Genomic DNA, 12,795 nt, shown 5'->3' with positions numbered 1-12,795 from the left:
GGGGCCTGCGACCACCATGAGCGATTCCGGCGGGATGCGGACGCGGGTGCAGCGCCTGTGGCGCGAGGTCGCCAAGTTCGGGGTGGTCGGCGGGCTGGGTCTGCTGGTCAACATGGTGGCGTTCAATCTGCTCCGCCACTCGACCTCACTGCCGGTGGTACGGGCCAGTGTGCTGGCGACCGTCATAGCGGTGGTCTTCAACTACATCGGTCTGCGGTACTTCGCCTACCGGGACCGCGAGAAGAGCGGCCGGGCCCGGGAGATGGGTCTGTTCCTGCTGTTCAGCCTGGTCGGAGCGGTCATCGAGAACGGGATCCTCTACGCGGCGACCTACGGCGCCGGCTGGAACTCGTCCCTGGAGAGCAACTTCTTCAAGTTCTTCGGTATTGCCGTCGCGACGCTCTTCCGCTTCTGGTCGTACCGCACCTGGGTGTTCCGCACGCTGCCGGCCCCGCCGGAGCGCGCCCCGGCCCCCTCGTCCCTGGTGAAGGCCCGCCGGGACTGACGGCGCGCCCAGGGACCTGACAGCCCTCCCGTCACCTGATCGTCGGTTCCGGGCCCCCGGGGTCCGGGAGCATGTCCTGCTTCGCCGGGTCCTTCGACACCCGGCTCAGGAAGAGAGCGAATACCGGCGGGTGCTGCTGGAGCATTTCGAGCCGTCCGCCGTCCGCCTCGGCGAGGTCACGGGCCACGGCCAGACCGATGCCGGTGGAGTTACGGCCGCTGATGGTCCGCTCGAAGATGCGCGCCCCGAGGTCGGGCGGCACTCCGGGTCCCTCGTCCGTCACCTCGACGACTGTCTGGGTGCCGGTGACCCTCGTACGGAGCGCGACGGTGCCGCCTCCGTGCATCAGCGAGTTCTCGATCAGGGCGGCCATCACCTGGGCCACCGCACCGGGCGTGCCGATGGCCCGCAGCCCGCGCTTCCCCGACCGCACGATCGCGCGCCCCGCGCTGCGGTAGGCCGGGCGCCACTCCTGGAGCTGCTGGGTGACCACCTCGTCCAGGTCGAAGGTGACGGCCGAGCCGGTGCGCGGGTCGCGGGAGTTCGTGAGCAGCCGCTCCACCACGTCCGTAAGCCGTTCGACCTGGGTCAGTGCGATGGTCGCCTCCTCCTTCACCGTGTCCAGGTCCCCGGTGAGGGTGATCTCCTCCAGCCGCATGGACAGCGCGGTCAGCGGCGTACGGAGCTGGTGCGAGGCGTCCGCGGCCAGCCGCCGCTCGGCGGTCAGCATCCTGGTGATCCGCTCGGCCGACGAGTCCAGCACATCGGCGACCCGGTCCAGCTCCGGCACCGCGTACCGCTTGTGCCGGGGGCGCGGGTCACCGGAGCCGAGGCGTTCCGCGGTCTCGGCCAGGTCGGTGAGCGGCGAGGCGAGTTTGTTGGCCTGGCGTACGGCCAGCAGCACGGCCGAGACGATCGCGAGGAGGGCCACAGCCCCGATGATCAGCAGCGTCCTGCCGACCTCGCGGGTGACGGTGGAGCCCGCCTCCTCGACCGAGACCCGCTCGCCGTGGGCGCCGGTCGCCGTGGACCGGATGACTCCGCCGTCGGGCTCGGTGCCGAGCCTGATGGTGTCCCGGCCGGGGACCCTGATCACCGCGTAGCGGTCGGCGTCCACCTGGTCGTGCAGGATCGCCGTGGTGACCCGCTCGTCCCCGACGATGCGGCTCTCGACGATGCTCGCGAGGCGCAGCGCCTCGGAGTCCACGCTCTCCTGGGCGCTGCTGCTGATGGTGCGCGTCTCGACGATGACCAGCGAGACGCCGAAGACGGCGATCACGACGAGCACGACGGCGAGCGTGGAGTTGATGAGTCGGCGGCGCATGCCGCAAGTGTCGCAGTCGGCGCGTGCGGGGACGGGACTGTGCTGCTCAGCTCTTCTCGAAGCGGAAGCCGACGCCCCGCACGGTGGCGATGTAGCGCGGGTTCGCCGCGTCGTCACCGAGCTTCTTGCGCAGCCAGGAGATGTGCATGTCGAGCGTCTTGGTGGAGGACCACCAGGTGGTGTCCCAGACCTCGCGCATCAGCTGGTCCCGGGTGACGACCCGGCCCGCGTCCCTCACCAGCACCCGCAGCAGGTCGAACTCCTTTGCCGTGAGCTGGAGTTCCTCGTCCCCCATCCAGGCGCGGTGCGACTCGACGTCGATCCGTACGCCGTGGGTGGCGGGCTGCGGGGCGGTGTCGGTGGCGCCGCGCCGCAGCAGCGCCCGTACGCGCGCCAGCAGTTCGGCGAGCCGGAAGGGCTTGGTGACGTAGTCGTCGGCGCCGGCGTCCAGACCGACCACCGTGTCGACCTCGTCGGCGCGGGCGGTGAGCACCAGGACGGGCACGGTGTGCCCGTCGGCGCGCAGCCGCCTGGCCACCTCGAGGCCGTCCATGCCTGGCAGGCCCAGGTCCAGGACGACCAGGTCGATCCCTCCTTGGAGGCCGGCGTCGAGCGCGGTCGGGCCGTCTTCCCGCACCTCGACCTCGTAACCCTCCCGACGCAGTGCGCGGGCCAGCGGCTCCGAGATGGATGCGTCGTCCTCGGCGAGCAGTACACGGGTCATGAAGGTGATGGTAGACCGCGACGGGTCGTGCTCGTGAGGTGATCGCCAAGGGCTGCGGGTATGGGCACCCATACGGATTGCTACCTTCGAATACGTTGCCCGGTTCCGGCGTTCACCTGTGATCCATGTCTCAAGCCCTTTCAAATGCCGCAGCTGGCTCTTTATGGTGGCGATACGCCTGTAGCAGTACTTGGGGCTCTTTGGCCTGCCATGGTGCGGCAAAGACCCTCTTACTCTGTGCGCGGTCCTCCCGGCCGCGCGAACAGTGAATGACCTAGCGACCGGGCCCCGTGCGCGACACAGCGCACGGAGCGTGGATCCCGGTGTGGTCTCCCCCCTCGGTCCGGAAACCATCCGGCTGGCCCCTCAGGCGTGGGGCGGGGACGGACCACGCCGGTGCCGGCCACCCCCCACCGGGCGCGTCACCGATCCCGGACGCGTCCCGAAAAGCAAGGAACGACCATGGCGTCAAGCCTGACGAAGGATCCGGCCACCCCGGAAAAGACCTTCTTCGGCCACCCCCGCGGCCTGGCACCGCTCTTCATGACGGAGATGTGGGAGCGTTTCAGCTTCTACGGCATGAGGGCGCTGCTCCCGCTGTACCTGGTGTCCAGCACCGGCCCGCATCTGAGCGCGGCCACCGCCACGGCGATCTACTCGATCTACCTGGCGATGGTCTATCTGCTCACCATGCCGGGCGGCTGGTTCGGTGACCGCGTCTGGGGGGCCCGCAAGACGGTCACCATCGCGGCCTCGGTCATCATGGTCGGGCATCTCGTTCTGGCGCTGCCCGGCACGGGCACGTTCTTCGCTGGTCTGGCACTCGTCGCGTTCGGTTCCGGACTGCTGAAGGCCAACATCTCCACCATGGTCGGGCACCTGTACAAGGGCCCCGACGACCCCCGCCGGGACGGTGGCTTCACCGTCTTCTACATGGGCATCAACATCGGGTCGTTCTTCGCCCCGCTGGTCATCGGCACCGTCGGCGAGAACGTCAACTGGCACCTCGGCTTCGCCCTCGCGGCCGTCGGCATGGGCCTGGGTCTGCTCCAGTTCCTCCTCGGCACGCGCCACCTGAACGAGCGCAGCTCCATCGTCCCGAAGCCCCTGTCGGCGCAGGAGCGCAGCTCCGTCCTGACCAAGGGCGTGATCTGCCTGATCATCGCCGCGGTCTTCTACGGCATCGTGGTCTTCGGCGGTCTCTTCACGGAGAACTGGGCGCTCTACCCGATCACCGTGCTCGGCCTGCTGATCCCGATCGGCGTCCTGGTGCGCATGAAGCGCGACCGGGAGCTGTCCGGCCTGGAGCAGAAGAAGATCTCCGGGTACATCTGGTTCTTCGTGGCCGCTGCCATCTTCTGGATGATCTACGACCAGGGCGGCTCCACGATGTCGCTCTTCGGCGAGAACTCCACGACGAACAGCCTGCTCGGCTTCCACTTCCCGACGTCCTGGTACCAGTCGGTGAACCCGGTGTTCGTCATGGCGCTGGCCCCGGTCGTCGCCTGGATCTGGCTGGCCCTCAACAAGAGGGGCAAGGAGCCGAGCACGGTCGTCAAGTTCGTCTCGGGTCTCTTCCTGGTCGGCGTCTCCTTCTTCGTGTTCATGCTGCCGCTGATGTCGACGACGGACGGCTCCAAGGTCAGCCCGATGTGGCTGGTGGCGATCTACTTCGTCCAGACCGTCGGTGAGCTGTGCCTCTCCCCCGTCGGCCTCTCGGTGACCACGAAGATGGCTCCGGCGAAGTACGCCAGCCAGATGATGGGTGTGTGGTTCCTCGCCGTCACGGCAGGCGACTGCGTCACCAGCCTGTTGTCGCTCTCCGGTGTGAACCTCAACAAGTCCGGCATGGTCGGCCTTGAAGCGGCGCTCGCGGTGGTCGCGGCGATAGCGGTCTGGATGTACCGCGGCAAGGTCAAGGAGCTCATGGGCGACGTCCGCTGACGCTGTCCGCACCGCTCCGCAGCTGTACCGCCGGGCCTGTCCGGTCCGGTACGAAGCCCCCGCCGCACCGAAGGTCAGGTGCGGCGGGGGCTTCGTCGTGCACGGGAACCCCTCCCCGGTGCCGGTGCTGATGCTGATGCTGGGGAGGAGCCGTACGCCCGGGGTCAGCGGGTGCCGCGCAGCCTCCTCCACGGGGTGAAGGTGAACACCGCGCCGCCCAGCAGGATCACCGTGCCGGCCACCAGACCGAGCGCCCGCAGGCCGCCGTTGTCGCTCGCACCGGTTTCGGCGAGGCCGCCGCTGGTGCCGGTGGCCGAGCCGCCCGTCGCGGTGCCCCCGGTGGTGCCGCCGGTCGATGTGCCGCCCGCAGCGCCGCCCGGCTGGGCGGACGTGTCGAGCTCCAGCGAGACGGCGACGTTCGCCGGCGGGGTGCAGGTCGTGGTCGTGCCGAGCGCCTTGACCGTCAGCACGCCGGGGCTGAGCGTCGTCTTGCCGTCGGCCCCCGGCTTGTACGTACCGGAGAGGTCGGGGATCTCGATGGGGGCGCCCGACTTGATGGCCGACTTGTTGGCCGGGCCCGCCACATGGACCGTGCCCTTGTCCGCGCCACCGAGCTTGACGTCCATGGACGGCACGACGGAACCGGCCGGGATGTCGGCCGGGCTGTCCATCACGGACTTGCTGAACTTGACGGTGAGGCCGTAGTCCCCACCGCTCTTCTTCGCGCTGATCTTCACCGGCGAAGTGGCGCTCTTGTTGCCGATGGGCGTCTTGCAGGCGTAGGCGACGGAGACCTCCTTGCCCGGGAAGTCGGTCGAGCCTCCGCCGGTACCCCCTGATGTGGTGGTCCCGCCGGTCGTCGTACCCGCCGTCGTGCCACCCGTCGCCGTACCACCGGTGGTCGCCCCGCCCGTGGTGGTGCCGCCCGTGGTCGTACCCGCGGTCGTGCCACCGGTGGTGGTGCCGCCGGTGGTGGTGCCGCCCGTGGTGGTGCCGCCGGTGGTGGTGCCGCCCGTGGTGGTGCCGCCGGTCGTCGTGCCGCTGCCGTCCGTGACCTTGATGGTGGCCGACGACTTCACCGTCTCCTTGGGCGAGCACTTGGTGTCGGTGGAGATCGGCTTGCTTACGTTGATGCTGTACTTGTCGGCCGTGAGCGTGACGTCCCCGGCCTTGGTCAGCTTCAGTTTGGCCGTCATGTCGGAGAGGACCATCGGGGCGCCCTTGGGGATGGGCGGATTCGTCCGGGGCCCCTGCACGGCGAGATCCGCGGTCTGCGCCCCGCCGACCTTGACCGTGCCGGTGGGCTGCACGGTGTTGGAGTCCAGGTCGAGGATGTCGGGGTTCTTGGAGGCGGCCGAGACCGTCTTCCACACCACGTCGACCTCGTCGCCCACCTTCGCGGTGGCGGGCGCCGTGATAGCCACCTGGGTCGTGCCCTCGATGGGCGGCAGACCTGAGATCGCGGGCGGTATGCACTCGGTCTTGTACGAGACGTCAGCGGCCTGGGCGGGGCCCGCCGCCAGCATGATCCCCGCACCGCCGAGCATCAGCGCGAATCCTGCCGCGCTCATCCTCCGTTGTCTGATCACGAGTTTCCCTTCGTCGTCGGGTGCTTCTCGGCCGGGTGGTTCTCAGACGGTGCGGTGTCCGGGGTGAACCACGGCAGAACCGTGGCCGTAGGTGGGGGCCCGTCACCGGGCGGCCCGGCCGCCCGGTCGGGCCTGCGGAGCGCGGACGTCCTCGCGGTGAGTCCCAGCAGCAGCGTGTTCCGGTGGCGCCCGGCCCCGACGCCCGTAGCGCGCGCGGTACGCGGCCTGACCTTGTCGACGACGGCCATGCCGATACGGAACACCGCGGCCGGTACGACCACGCACAGCAGCAGCCAGAAGAACGTGACACCCCACGGGCGCCCCACCCCCCAGGGCTGCTCGATCAGCGTCTTGCCCGCGTACTTCACCGCGACCTGGTAGTCGCCGTGGGCGCCCGCCGACAGTTCGGCGTCCAGCTTGATCCGCGCCTTCCTGCCGGGTGCGACCGTGCCGTGCCACTGCCGGTCCTCCCACTGCGGGGCGAACACACCGTGCGCCGTGCCGAGGGAGAAGAGCGGGTCCTTGACGGGCGTCGAGCCGAGATTGCCCACGGTGAAGACGATCTTCCGGCTGGGCGGCGCCCCGAACCAGGTGAGGACGCCGCTGGATCCCTCGAGGCGGGCGCCGGACAGGACCGCGAGGCGTCCGCCGGGCGCGGGCTTCGGCAGCGCCGCGACCGGATGGCCCGCCACCTTGAACACGACGTCGGCGGTGGCCTGTTCGCCGGTCACTGTGGCGATGTGCACCACGCAGGGGCAGGGTTGGGGCGGCTCGGCGACCGGCAGCTTCTTGCTGAAGGTGCCCTTGGAACCGGTGGTGACGGCGCGTCCGTCGGCGTTGGCACAGGAGTTGGTGCCGCCGATCACGCCGCGGGCCGGCGAGGCCTGACCGCAGATCAGCATCATGAGCAGCGCGTCGGGGCGCCAGCCCGTGCCCGTGACGGTGATGTCGCCGCCCTTGCCGCCCTGTTGCTGGGAGAGTGTGGCGCCGGGCTTGTCCGCCGCCGCGGCGCCGGCGGCCGGGGACAGGACCAGGGCGGCGAGGAAGGCCAGGGCGGCCCCCCAGACGCCGAAGGGCCACAGCCAACGGCCGGGTTCAGTCTTCACGTTGCCGCTCCCGCCGTCGCCGGTTCACTGTCGGATTCACTGTCGGGTCCGGTACTGCCGCCGGGGCCGGCGCCGGGGCTGCTCCTCGCGTACGGTCCGGGCCCCGTCGCCGACGCGCGTCTGCGCCGTACGACGAACCACCCGCCCGCGCCGGCCGCCGCCAGAGACGCGAGCCCCGCCACGGACCACCACGGGAGGAACACAGCCGAGGCGCTTCCCGCCCCGCGGGCCCCGCCCCCGGCCGTCACCACGAGGTGGACGGCTGCCGGACCGAGCACCGGCGGATGCGGCCACTCCGCCGTGAGCCGTACGCGCCGTCCGGGCAGTACATCGACCGGCAGCGTGCGCCCGGCGATGCGGTGACCACCGCCGATGAGCCCGGAGACCCGGACATCGAGGTGCGGGGTGAGTGAGGTGTTGCCGCGGTTCACGACCGTGTAGCGGATCAGCCCCGCACCCTTGTCGGCGCGGACGTCCTCGACGGTCAGCGCCGAGAGCGTCGGTCCGCTCACCCTCAACTGCACGCGCACTCCGGTCCGGTGCCCTCCGGCCGCCGCCACGATCGCAGCCGGGTGGTCACCCGGCTCGGCGTCGGCCGGGACCGTGACGCTGAAGGGGACACGGGCGCTGGTACGCGCCGGGACCTTCACCGTGCGGGCGGCCGGGGTGATCCAGCTGTTGCCCGTGGTGCGCAGAGCGAACCCGCCCGAGGCCGTGTTGTACGCCTCGGCGCCGCCCAGTCGTACCGTGAGCGCGTTCTTCCCCGGATTGGTCAGCGCCAGGGTGTCCTCCAGCACGGTCCCGGGCGCGCCCTCCAGGTAGAAGTACGGCCGGCCGGCCGTGCTGGGCCTGGTGCCCCCGCCGCTCGCGGGTGCCGCCGTCCAGCCGGGCCCGCCGGCCGCCGGTTCCGCAGCGGACGCGGGTACGAGCGCGGGTACGGCGGCGCAGAGCAGCACGCCTGCCGTGAGCACGACGGAACGGATGATGCGCGTGCGCATGGAACAACTCCCGGTCTGTCCTACGTCCCAGCTCTGCCTCATGTCCCGGCCCGCCTCACTTCCCGCCCGGCCTGACGGTCCGGCCCGGCCGGTGCTGCGGACACGGCCTACGCGGACCGCTGGCCCCGCCGGGTCAGCCACAGCACTCCGGCGGCCCCGCTCAGCAGCACCGTCCCGCCGAGCGTGCCGAGCGCCATCGTGGAGTCGAGCGGCCCGGTCTTCGGCAGGCTGCCGCCCGACGTGCTCTGCGACGTGCCGGAGCCGCCGGTACTGCCGGTGGAGCCGGTGGAGCCGCCCGTGGAGCCACTGCCCCCGCTCGTACCGCCGCCGCCCGATCCCGCGACCGTCAGCTCCAGTGAGGGCTTGGGGCTGTTGGACGGAGTGCAGGTGGTGGTCGTGCCGAGCGCCTTGATGGTCAGCGTCGACGCGGTAAAGGTGACCTTGCCGGTCTTCTTGGGCGTGTAGGTGCCCGACAGGTCACTGATCTTGATGGGTGAATTGGCGGGTATCGCGGCCGAGTTGGTCGCCCCCGAAACGGGGACCGTACCGCTCTCGGCGCCTCCCAGCCTGATGAGCGCACTGGGCTTCATGGCCCCCTTGCCCAGTTCGACCGGGCTGGACGAGACGCCCTTCTGGAAGGACATGGTGAGGGTGTAGCCGCTGCCGCTCTTGACGCCCTTGATGTCGATGGGCGAGACGGCTCCCTTGCTCCCGATCGGCGTCTTGCACTGGTAGTTGACGTCCACGACGTCGGCCTGGGCCGCCGGTGCGGTCATCAGCACCACCGAGCCCGCGACGGCCGCCGCCAGCGCAAACGCTGTCCGCTTCTGGTACGACACCTCGAAACCCCTTATGCCGGATGCCGCCGCTAAGTTACTGACGACACATCAGATTTGGCGCTCAAGGTACGCCGGAGCCCTTGCCGAGGGAAGACAAAGAGCGCACCGGATCGGTGCGCTCAGGGGGAACAGGAGAAAGAGGAGAGAGGAGTGGCGCGAGGGGCAGCCAGTGCGCCGCCAACGCCTGCCGGGCCCTACCGCCCCGGACCGGGGGCAGGACGGACGGGCCGTCCCATGCCGTGCGGACCGCGCCCGGCAGGCCGGGCCCCCGTCCGGCAGAAACCGCCCACGGGGACCGGGCGGGCCGGCGCCGACGGGCCGTCCCGCTATGCGGGCGCGGCCAGCTCGGCCCAGACCATCTTGCCGGGACTGCCCGGCGTACGGACCACACCCCAGTCGAGGCAGAGCCGCTCCACGATGAACATGCCGTGCCCACCGGGCCGGCCGGCCCGGTGCGGGCTGCGCGGCGCGGGCTGTCCCGCACCGCGGTCGGCGACCTCAAGACGGAGCACTTTCTGCCCGTACGAGACGCGCAGCTCCTCGGGGCCCTCGGCGTGCAGGCACGCGTTGGTGACCAGCTCGGACACGACCAGCAGGACATCCTCCGCCGCGGCGCGCCGGTCGGCGCTCTCCGCCGGCAGCCAGGCCCAGTCGTACAGTGCCTGACGCGTGAAATCACGCGCCAGCGGGACAATGCCGCTCGCGCTCAACAGGGAGAGCGTGCGACTGCGGCCTTCGGCGGACACGGTAAAGGCTGGTCCGGCGCCGTCGCGCTCGGGGCCGAGGTCCCCCGGCGGCTGCTGCCGGGTGGTGCTCATCAGCGCTTCACCTCACCGATTCACCAGTTCAAAAAGTCAGCGGTACAGAGATTGCGGAGGGACTCCTGCCCTGCCTAATGGTGACAACACTCATTTTCTTTCAACAGAGTGTGCCGATCAGTCGCGCAGCGCATCTTCCAGGCAATCGTGCACGGTGAAGACGGCCTCGGCGCCTGTGATCTCAAACACCCTGGCCACCACGGGGAGCATCCCCGCGAGATGCACCCCGCCCCCCGCGGCCTCCGCCTTGAGGCGGGCCCCGAGCAGCACGTTCAGTCCGGTGGAGTCGCAGAATTCCAGCCGGGAGCAGTCGATGACCAGCCTCGACCGGCCCCGCTCCAGAGCCTTGTCCAACGGCTCGCTCAGCAATTCGGCAGTGTGGTGATCGAGCTCACCTGCTGGAGTCACGACCTCACTCCGGCCCGCGGACCTGACTTCGACCAGAAGCCGACCCCGGTTCGCACTGCCGACCGTCCCGCGGTCCATGTCCGTCCCTCTTCGCCGTGTTGGAGATGTGGCTGACGTGCGACGAAGACTACGCCTTCCACACGCCGACCGGTACCCGAACAACCCCAACGAAACGTAGCAATACGGACATTTAACACTTGCGCTTGTCCATCCCGAGCCGATAGGGGTAGTAGCGACAGCATTCGAACACGGCCGGCTTCGGAGGCGCCGCTACACCGCTGACACAGGCATCGGCAGCCATATGCCGAGAACCATGGAGGACACCATGTCACCCCGGCTCGACGAATCTCGCAGCGATGCGTCGACTGCACGGCCTACCCCGCCCGACCGGATCGACTCCGGAATCGAGGACTTTCCTGAGATTCCGCCGTACGACGAAGTGGGGCCGCTGGACGCCAGGGCCCTGTCGAAGACGCTCTTCGCGCGGCTGGAGTCCCTTGAAGAGGGCACGCACGAGCACGCCTACGTACGCAACACGCTTGTCGAGCTCAACCTGGCCCTGGTCAAGTTCGCCGCCTCCCGGTTCCGCTCCCGCAGCGAACCGATGGAAGACATCATCCAGGTCGGCACGATCGGCCTGATCAAGGCGATCGACCGCTTCGAGCTCAGCAGGGGCGTCGAATTCCCCACGTTCGCCATGCCGACGATCATCGGTGAGGTCAAGCGCTTCTTCCGTGACACGTCCTGGTCGGTGCGGGTCCCGCGCCGGCTCCAGGAGCTCCGTCTCGACCTCGCCAAGGCGGGCGACGAGCTCGCTCAGCAGCTCGACCGCGCCCCGACCGTGGCGGAACTCGCAGCGCGCCTCGACCTGACCAAGGAAGAGGTCGTCGAAGGGATGGCGGCGAGCAACGCGTACACCGCGAGCTCGCTGGACGCCCAGCCCGAGGAGGACGACTCCGAGGGCGCGCTGGCCGACCGGATCGGCTACGAGGACCACGACCTCGAAGGCGTCGAGTACATCGAGTCGCTGAAGCCCCTGATCGCCGGGCTCCCCTCGCGCGACCGGCAGATCCTGTCCCTGCGCTTCGTCGCCAATATGACGCAGTCGGAGATCGGCGAAGAGCTGGGCATCTCGCAGATGCACGTGTCGCGGCTGCTGTCGCGCACCCTGGTGAAGCTCCGTAAGGGGCTGACCCTGGAGCAGTGAGACCGCCACGAGGAGCGTCCGCCCGGCACACCGGCCGGACCGCACCTCGGCGGAAGAGCCGGTCCCGCCCGCCGGGACCGGCTCTTCAGCGTGCGCGGGACCGCGGGCACATTCCCGCAGCCCCGTGCGCGCCGTACGTCACGCGATGCCCCTCAGAGCACGCGGACTCCGCGCTGCCACACCCCCGAGACCAGCGGGACGCCGGGACGGTAGGCGAGGTGGACGTGGGACGGCGCTTCGAGGAGGGCCAGGTCGGCCCTGGCGCCCGGTGCGAGACGGCCGATGTCCGTGCGGCGCAGCGCCCGCGCCCCGCCCGCTGTGGCGGACCAGAGCGCCTCGTCCGGGCTCATCCCCATGTCCCGCACCGCCAGGGCGATGCAGAACGGCATGGACGACGTGAACGACGAGCCCGGGTTGCAGTCGGTGGAGAGCGCGACCGTGGCGCCCGCGTCGAGGAGGCGGCGGGCGTCCGGCCAGGTGGCACGGGTGGAGAACTCGGCCCCCGGCAGCAGGGTGGCGACGGTGTCGCCGTCGGCCAGGGCTGTGACGTCCTCGTCGGTGAGATGGGTGCAGTGGTCGGCGGAGGCGGCGTCCAGTTCGACGGCGAGCTGGACGCCCGGACCGTAGCTCAGCTGATTGGCGTGGACGCGCGGATGCAGACCCCTGGCCCGCCCCGCGGTGAGGATCGCGCGGGCCTGGTCGCCGTCGAAGGCGCCCTTCTCGCAGAACACGTCGATCCAGCGGGCGTGCGGCGCGCAGGCGTCCAGCATCTCGCCGGTCACCAGGGCGACGTACCCGGCGGGGTCGTCGGCGTACTCGGGCGCGACGATGTGGGCACCCAGGTAGGTGACCTCTTCGGTGTGGGCCGCCGCGACGCGCAGGGCCCGTGCCTCGTCGTGGACGGTCAGCCCGTAGCCGGACTTCGTCTCCAGCGTGGTGGTGCCCTGGCGGAGCGCCTCGTGGAGGTACGCCGCGACGTTCGCCGAGAGTTCCTCGTCGGTGGCCGTGCGGGTCGCAGCGACCGTGGTGCGGATACCGCCGGCCGAGTAACTGCGGCCTGACATGCGCGCGTTGAACTCGGCCGTCCGGTCGCCCGCGAAGACCAGGTGCGAGTGCGAGTCGACGAACCCCGGGATCACCGCCCGGCCGCCCGCGTCGACCGCGTTGTCAGTGGCGGGTGCTTTGCTGGATTCACCGACCCAGGCGATGCGGTCGCCGTCGATGACGAGCGCCGCGTCCTGGATCAGACCGAGCGGGGATCCGTCCCCGAGGGAGGGGTCGTTGGTGACCAGACTGCCGATGTGGGTGAGGGCGGTGGCGGCGTTCGTCATCG

General features: G+C 70.2%; 12 protein-coding genes. 3 read left to right on the top strand and 9 right to left on the bottom strand.

All coding sequences use genetic code 11. The features are described from left to right. Positions 1–16 precede the first annotated feature (16 nt). Entirely contained in the window at positions 17–505 is a 489-nt protein-coding gene (locus OG584_RS21810; RefSeq protein WP_405780215.1) for a GtrA family protein, read from the top strand. Positions 506–536: 31 nt separating this feature from the next. On the opposite strand, the gene OG584_RS21805 is transcribed toward OG584_RS21810, so the two are convergent. Together OG584_RS21805 and OG584_RS21800 are read right to left on the bottom strand one after the other, a co-directional pair. Next, complete coding sequence (locus OG584_RS21805; protein WP_405780213.1) at positions 537–1,829, bottom strand: ATP-binding protein; 1,293 nt, start codon at positions 1,827–1,829, stop codon at positions 537–539. A gap of 46 nt (positions 1,830–1,875) precedes the next feature. Next, positions 1,876–2,553 (bottom strand): response regulator transcription factor, encoded by a 678-nt coding sequence (locus OG584_RS21800; protein WP_405780211.1) that lies wholly within the window; start codon positions 2,551–2,553, stop codon positions 1,876–1,878. Between the two features lie 462 nt (positions 2,554–3,015). On the opposite strand from OG584_RS21800, the gene OG584_RS21795 reads away from it, so the two are divergent. Next, positions 3,016–4,497, top strand: coding sequence for a peptide MFS transporter (locus OG584_RS21795; protein ID WP_405780209.1), 1,482 nt, complete (start codon positions 3,016–3,018; stop codon positions 4,495–4,497). A 164-nt stretch (positions 4,498–4,661) separates the two neighbouring features. Here OG584_RS21795 and OG584_RS21790 read toward each other — a convergent pair whose 3' ends face one another. The 6 genes from OG584_RS21790 to OG584_RS21765 form a co-directional block, all read right to left on the bottom strand. Further along, a complete protein-coding gene (locus tag OG584_RS21790; protein WP_405780207.1) occupies positions 4,662–6,068 on the bottom strand; it encodes a hypothetical protein in 1,407 nt (468 codons plus the stop codon). Between the two features lie 14 nt (positions 6,069–6,082). Continuing rightward, positions 6,083–7,192, bottom strand: a complete 1,110-nt coding sequence (locus OG584_RS21785; protein WP_405780205.1) for a hypothetical protein — start codon at positions 7,190–7,192, stop codon at positions 6,083–6,085. Continuing rightward, on the bottom strand, positions 7,189–8,190 hold the full coding sequence (locus OG584_RS21780; RefSeq protein ID WP_405780203.1) for a hypothetical protein: 1,002 nt from the start codon (positions 8,188–8,190) through the stop codon (positions 7,189–7,191). Before OG584_RS21780 ends, OG584_RS21785 begins: the two co-directional genes overlap by 4 nt. Before the next feature lie 107 nt (positions 8,191–8,297). Then, positions 8,298–9,029: a peptidase gene (locus OG584_RS21775; RefSeq protein WP_405780201.1), complete on the bottom strand. Its 732-nt coding sequence runs from the start codon at positions 9,027–9,029 to the stop codon at positions 8,298–8,300. A 326-nt stretch (positions 9,030–9,355) separates the two neighbouring features. Next, complete coding sequence (locus OG584_RS21770; protein ID WP_405780200.1) at positions 9,356–9,847, bottom strand: ATP-binding protein; 492 nt, start codon at positions 9,845–9,847, stop codon at positions 9,356–9,358. Between the two features lie 117 nt (positions 9,848–9,964). Next, complete coding sequence (locus tag OG584_RS21765; RefSeq protein ID WP_405780198.1) at positions 9,965–10,333, bottom strand: STAS domain-containing protein; 369 nt, start codon at positions 10,331–10,333, stop codon at positions 9,965–9,967. Positions 10,334–10,580: 247 nt separating this feature from the next. On the opposite strand from OG584_RS21765, the gene OG584_RS21760 reads away from it, so the two are divergent. Next, complete coding sequence (locus OG584_RS21760) at positions 10,581–11,462, top strand: RNA polymerase sigma factor SigF (RefSeq protein ID WP_405784217.1); 882 nt, start codon at positions 10,581–10,583, stop codon at positions 11,460–11,462. A 152-nt stretch (positions 11,463–11,614) separates the two neighbouring features. Here the strand turns inward: OG584_RS21760 and hutI are convergent, their stop codons facing one another. Further along, on the bottom strand, positions 11,615–12,793 hold the full coding sequence (hutI, locus tag OG584_RS21755) for an imidazolonepropionase (protein WP_405780196.1): 1,179 nt from the start codon (positions 12,791–12,793) through the stop codon (positions 11,615–11,617). Positions 12,794–12,795: the final 2 nt, after the last annotated feature.

This window comes from Streptomyces sp. NBC_00859, from assembly GCF_045161865.1.
Classification (GTDB): Bacteria; Actinomycetota; Actinomycetes; order Streptomycetales; family Streptomycetaceae; genus Streptomyces.
This window is presented reverse-complemented; position numbering and strand designations above follow the sequence as displayed.

Bases quoted from the DNA above. Each gene is read 5' to 3' on its own strand.
- OG584_RS21810 (WP_405780215.1), top strand. From the start codon at position 17: ATGAGCGATTCCGGCGGGATGCGGACGCGGGTGCAGCGCCTGTGGCGC.
- OG584_RS21805 (WP_405780213.1), bottom strand. From the start codon at position 1,829: ATGCGCCGCCGACTCATCAACTCCACGCTCGCCGTCGTGCTCGTCGTG.
- OG584_RS21800 (WP_405780211.1), bottom strand. From the start codon at position 2,553: ATGACCCGTGTACTGCTCGCCGAGGACGACGCATCCATCTCGGAGCCG.
- OG584_RS21795 (WP_405780209.1), top strand. From the start codon at position 3,016: ATGGCGTCAAGCCTGACGAAGGATCCGGCCACCCCGGAAAAGACCTTC.
- OG584_RS21790 (WP_405780207.1), bottom strand. From the start codon at position 6,068: ATGAGCGCGGCAGGATTCGCGCTGATGCTCGGCGGTGCGGGGATCATG.
- OG584_RS21780 (WP_405780203.1), bottom strand. From the start codon at position 8,190: ATGCGCACGCGCATCATCCGTTCCGTCGTGCTCACGGCAGGCGTGCTG.
- OG584_RS21770 (WP_405780200.1), bottom strand. From the start codon at position 9,847: ATGAGCACCACCCGGCAGCAGCCGCCGGGGGACCTCGGCCCCGAGCGC.
- OG584_RS21765 (WP_405780198.1), bottom strand. From the start codon at position 10,333: ATGGACCGCGGGACGGTCGGCAGTGCGAACCGGGGTCGGCTTCTGGTC.
- OG584_RS21760 (WP_405784217.1), top strand. From the start codon at position 10,581: ATGTCACCCCGGCTCGACGAATCTCGCAGCGATGCGTCGACTGCACGG.
- hutI (WP_405780196.1), bottom strand. From the start codon at position 12,793: ATGACGAACGCCGCCACCGCCCTCACCCACATCGGCAGTCTGGTCACC.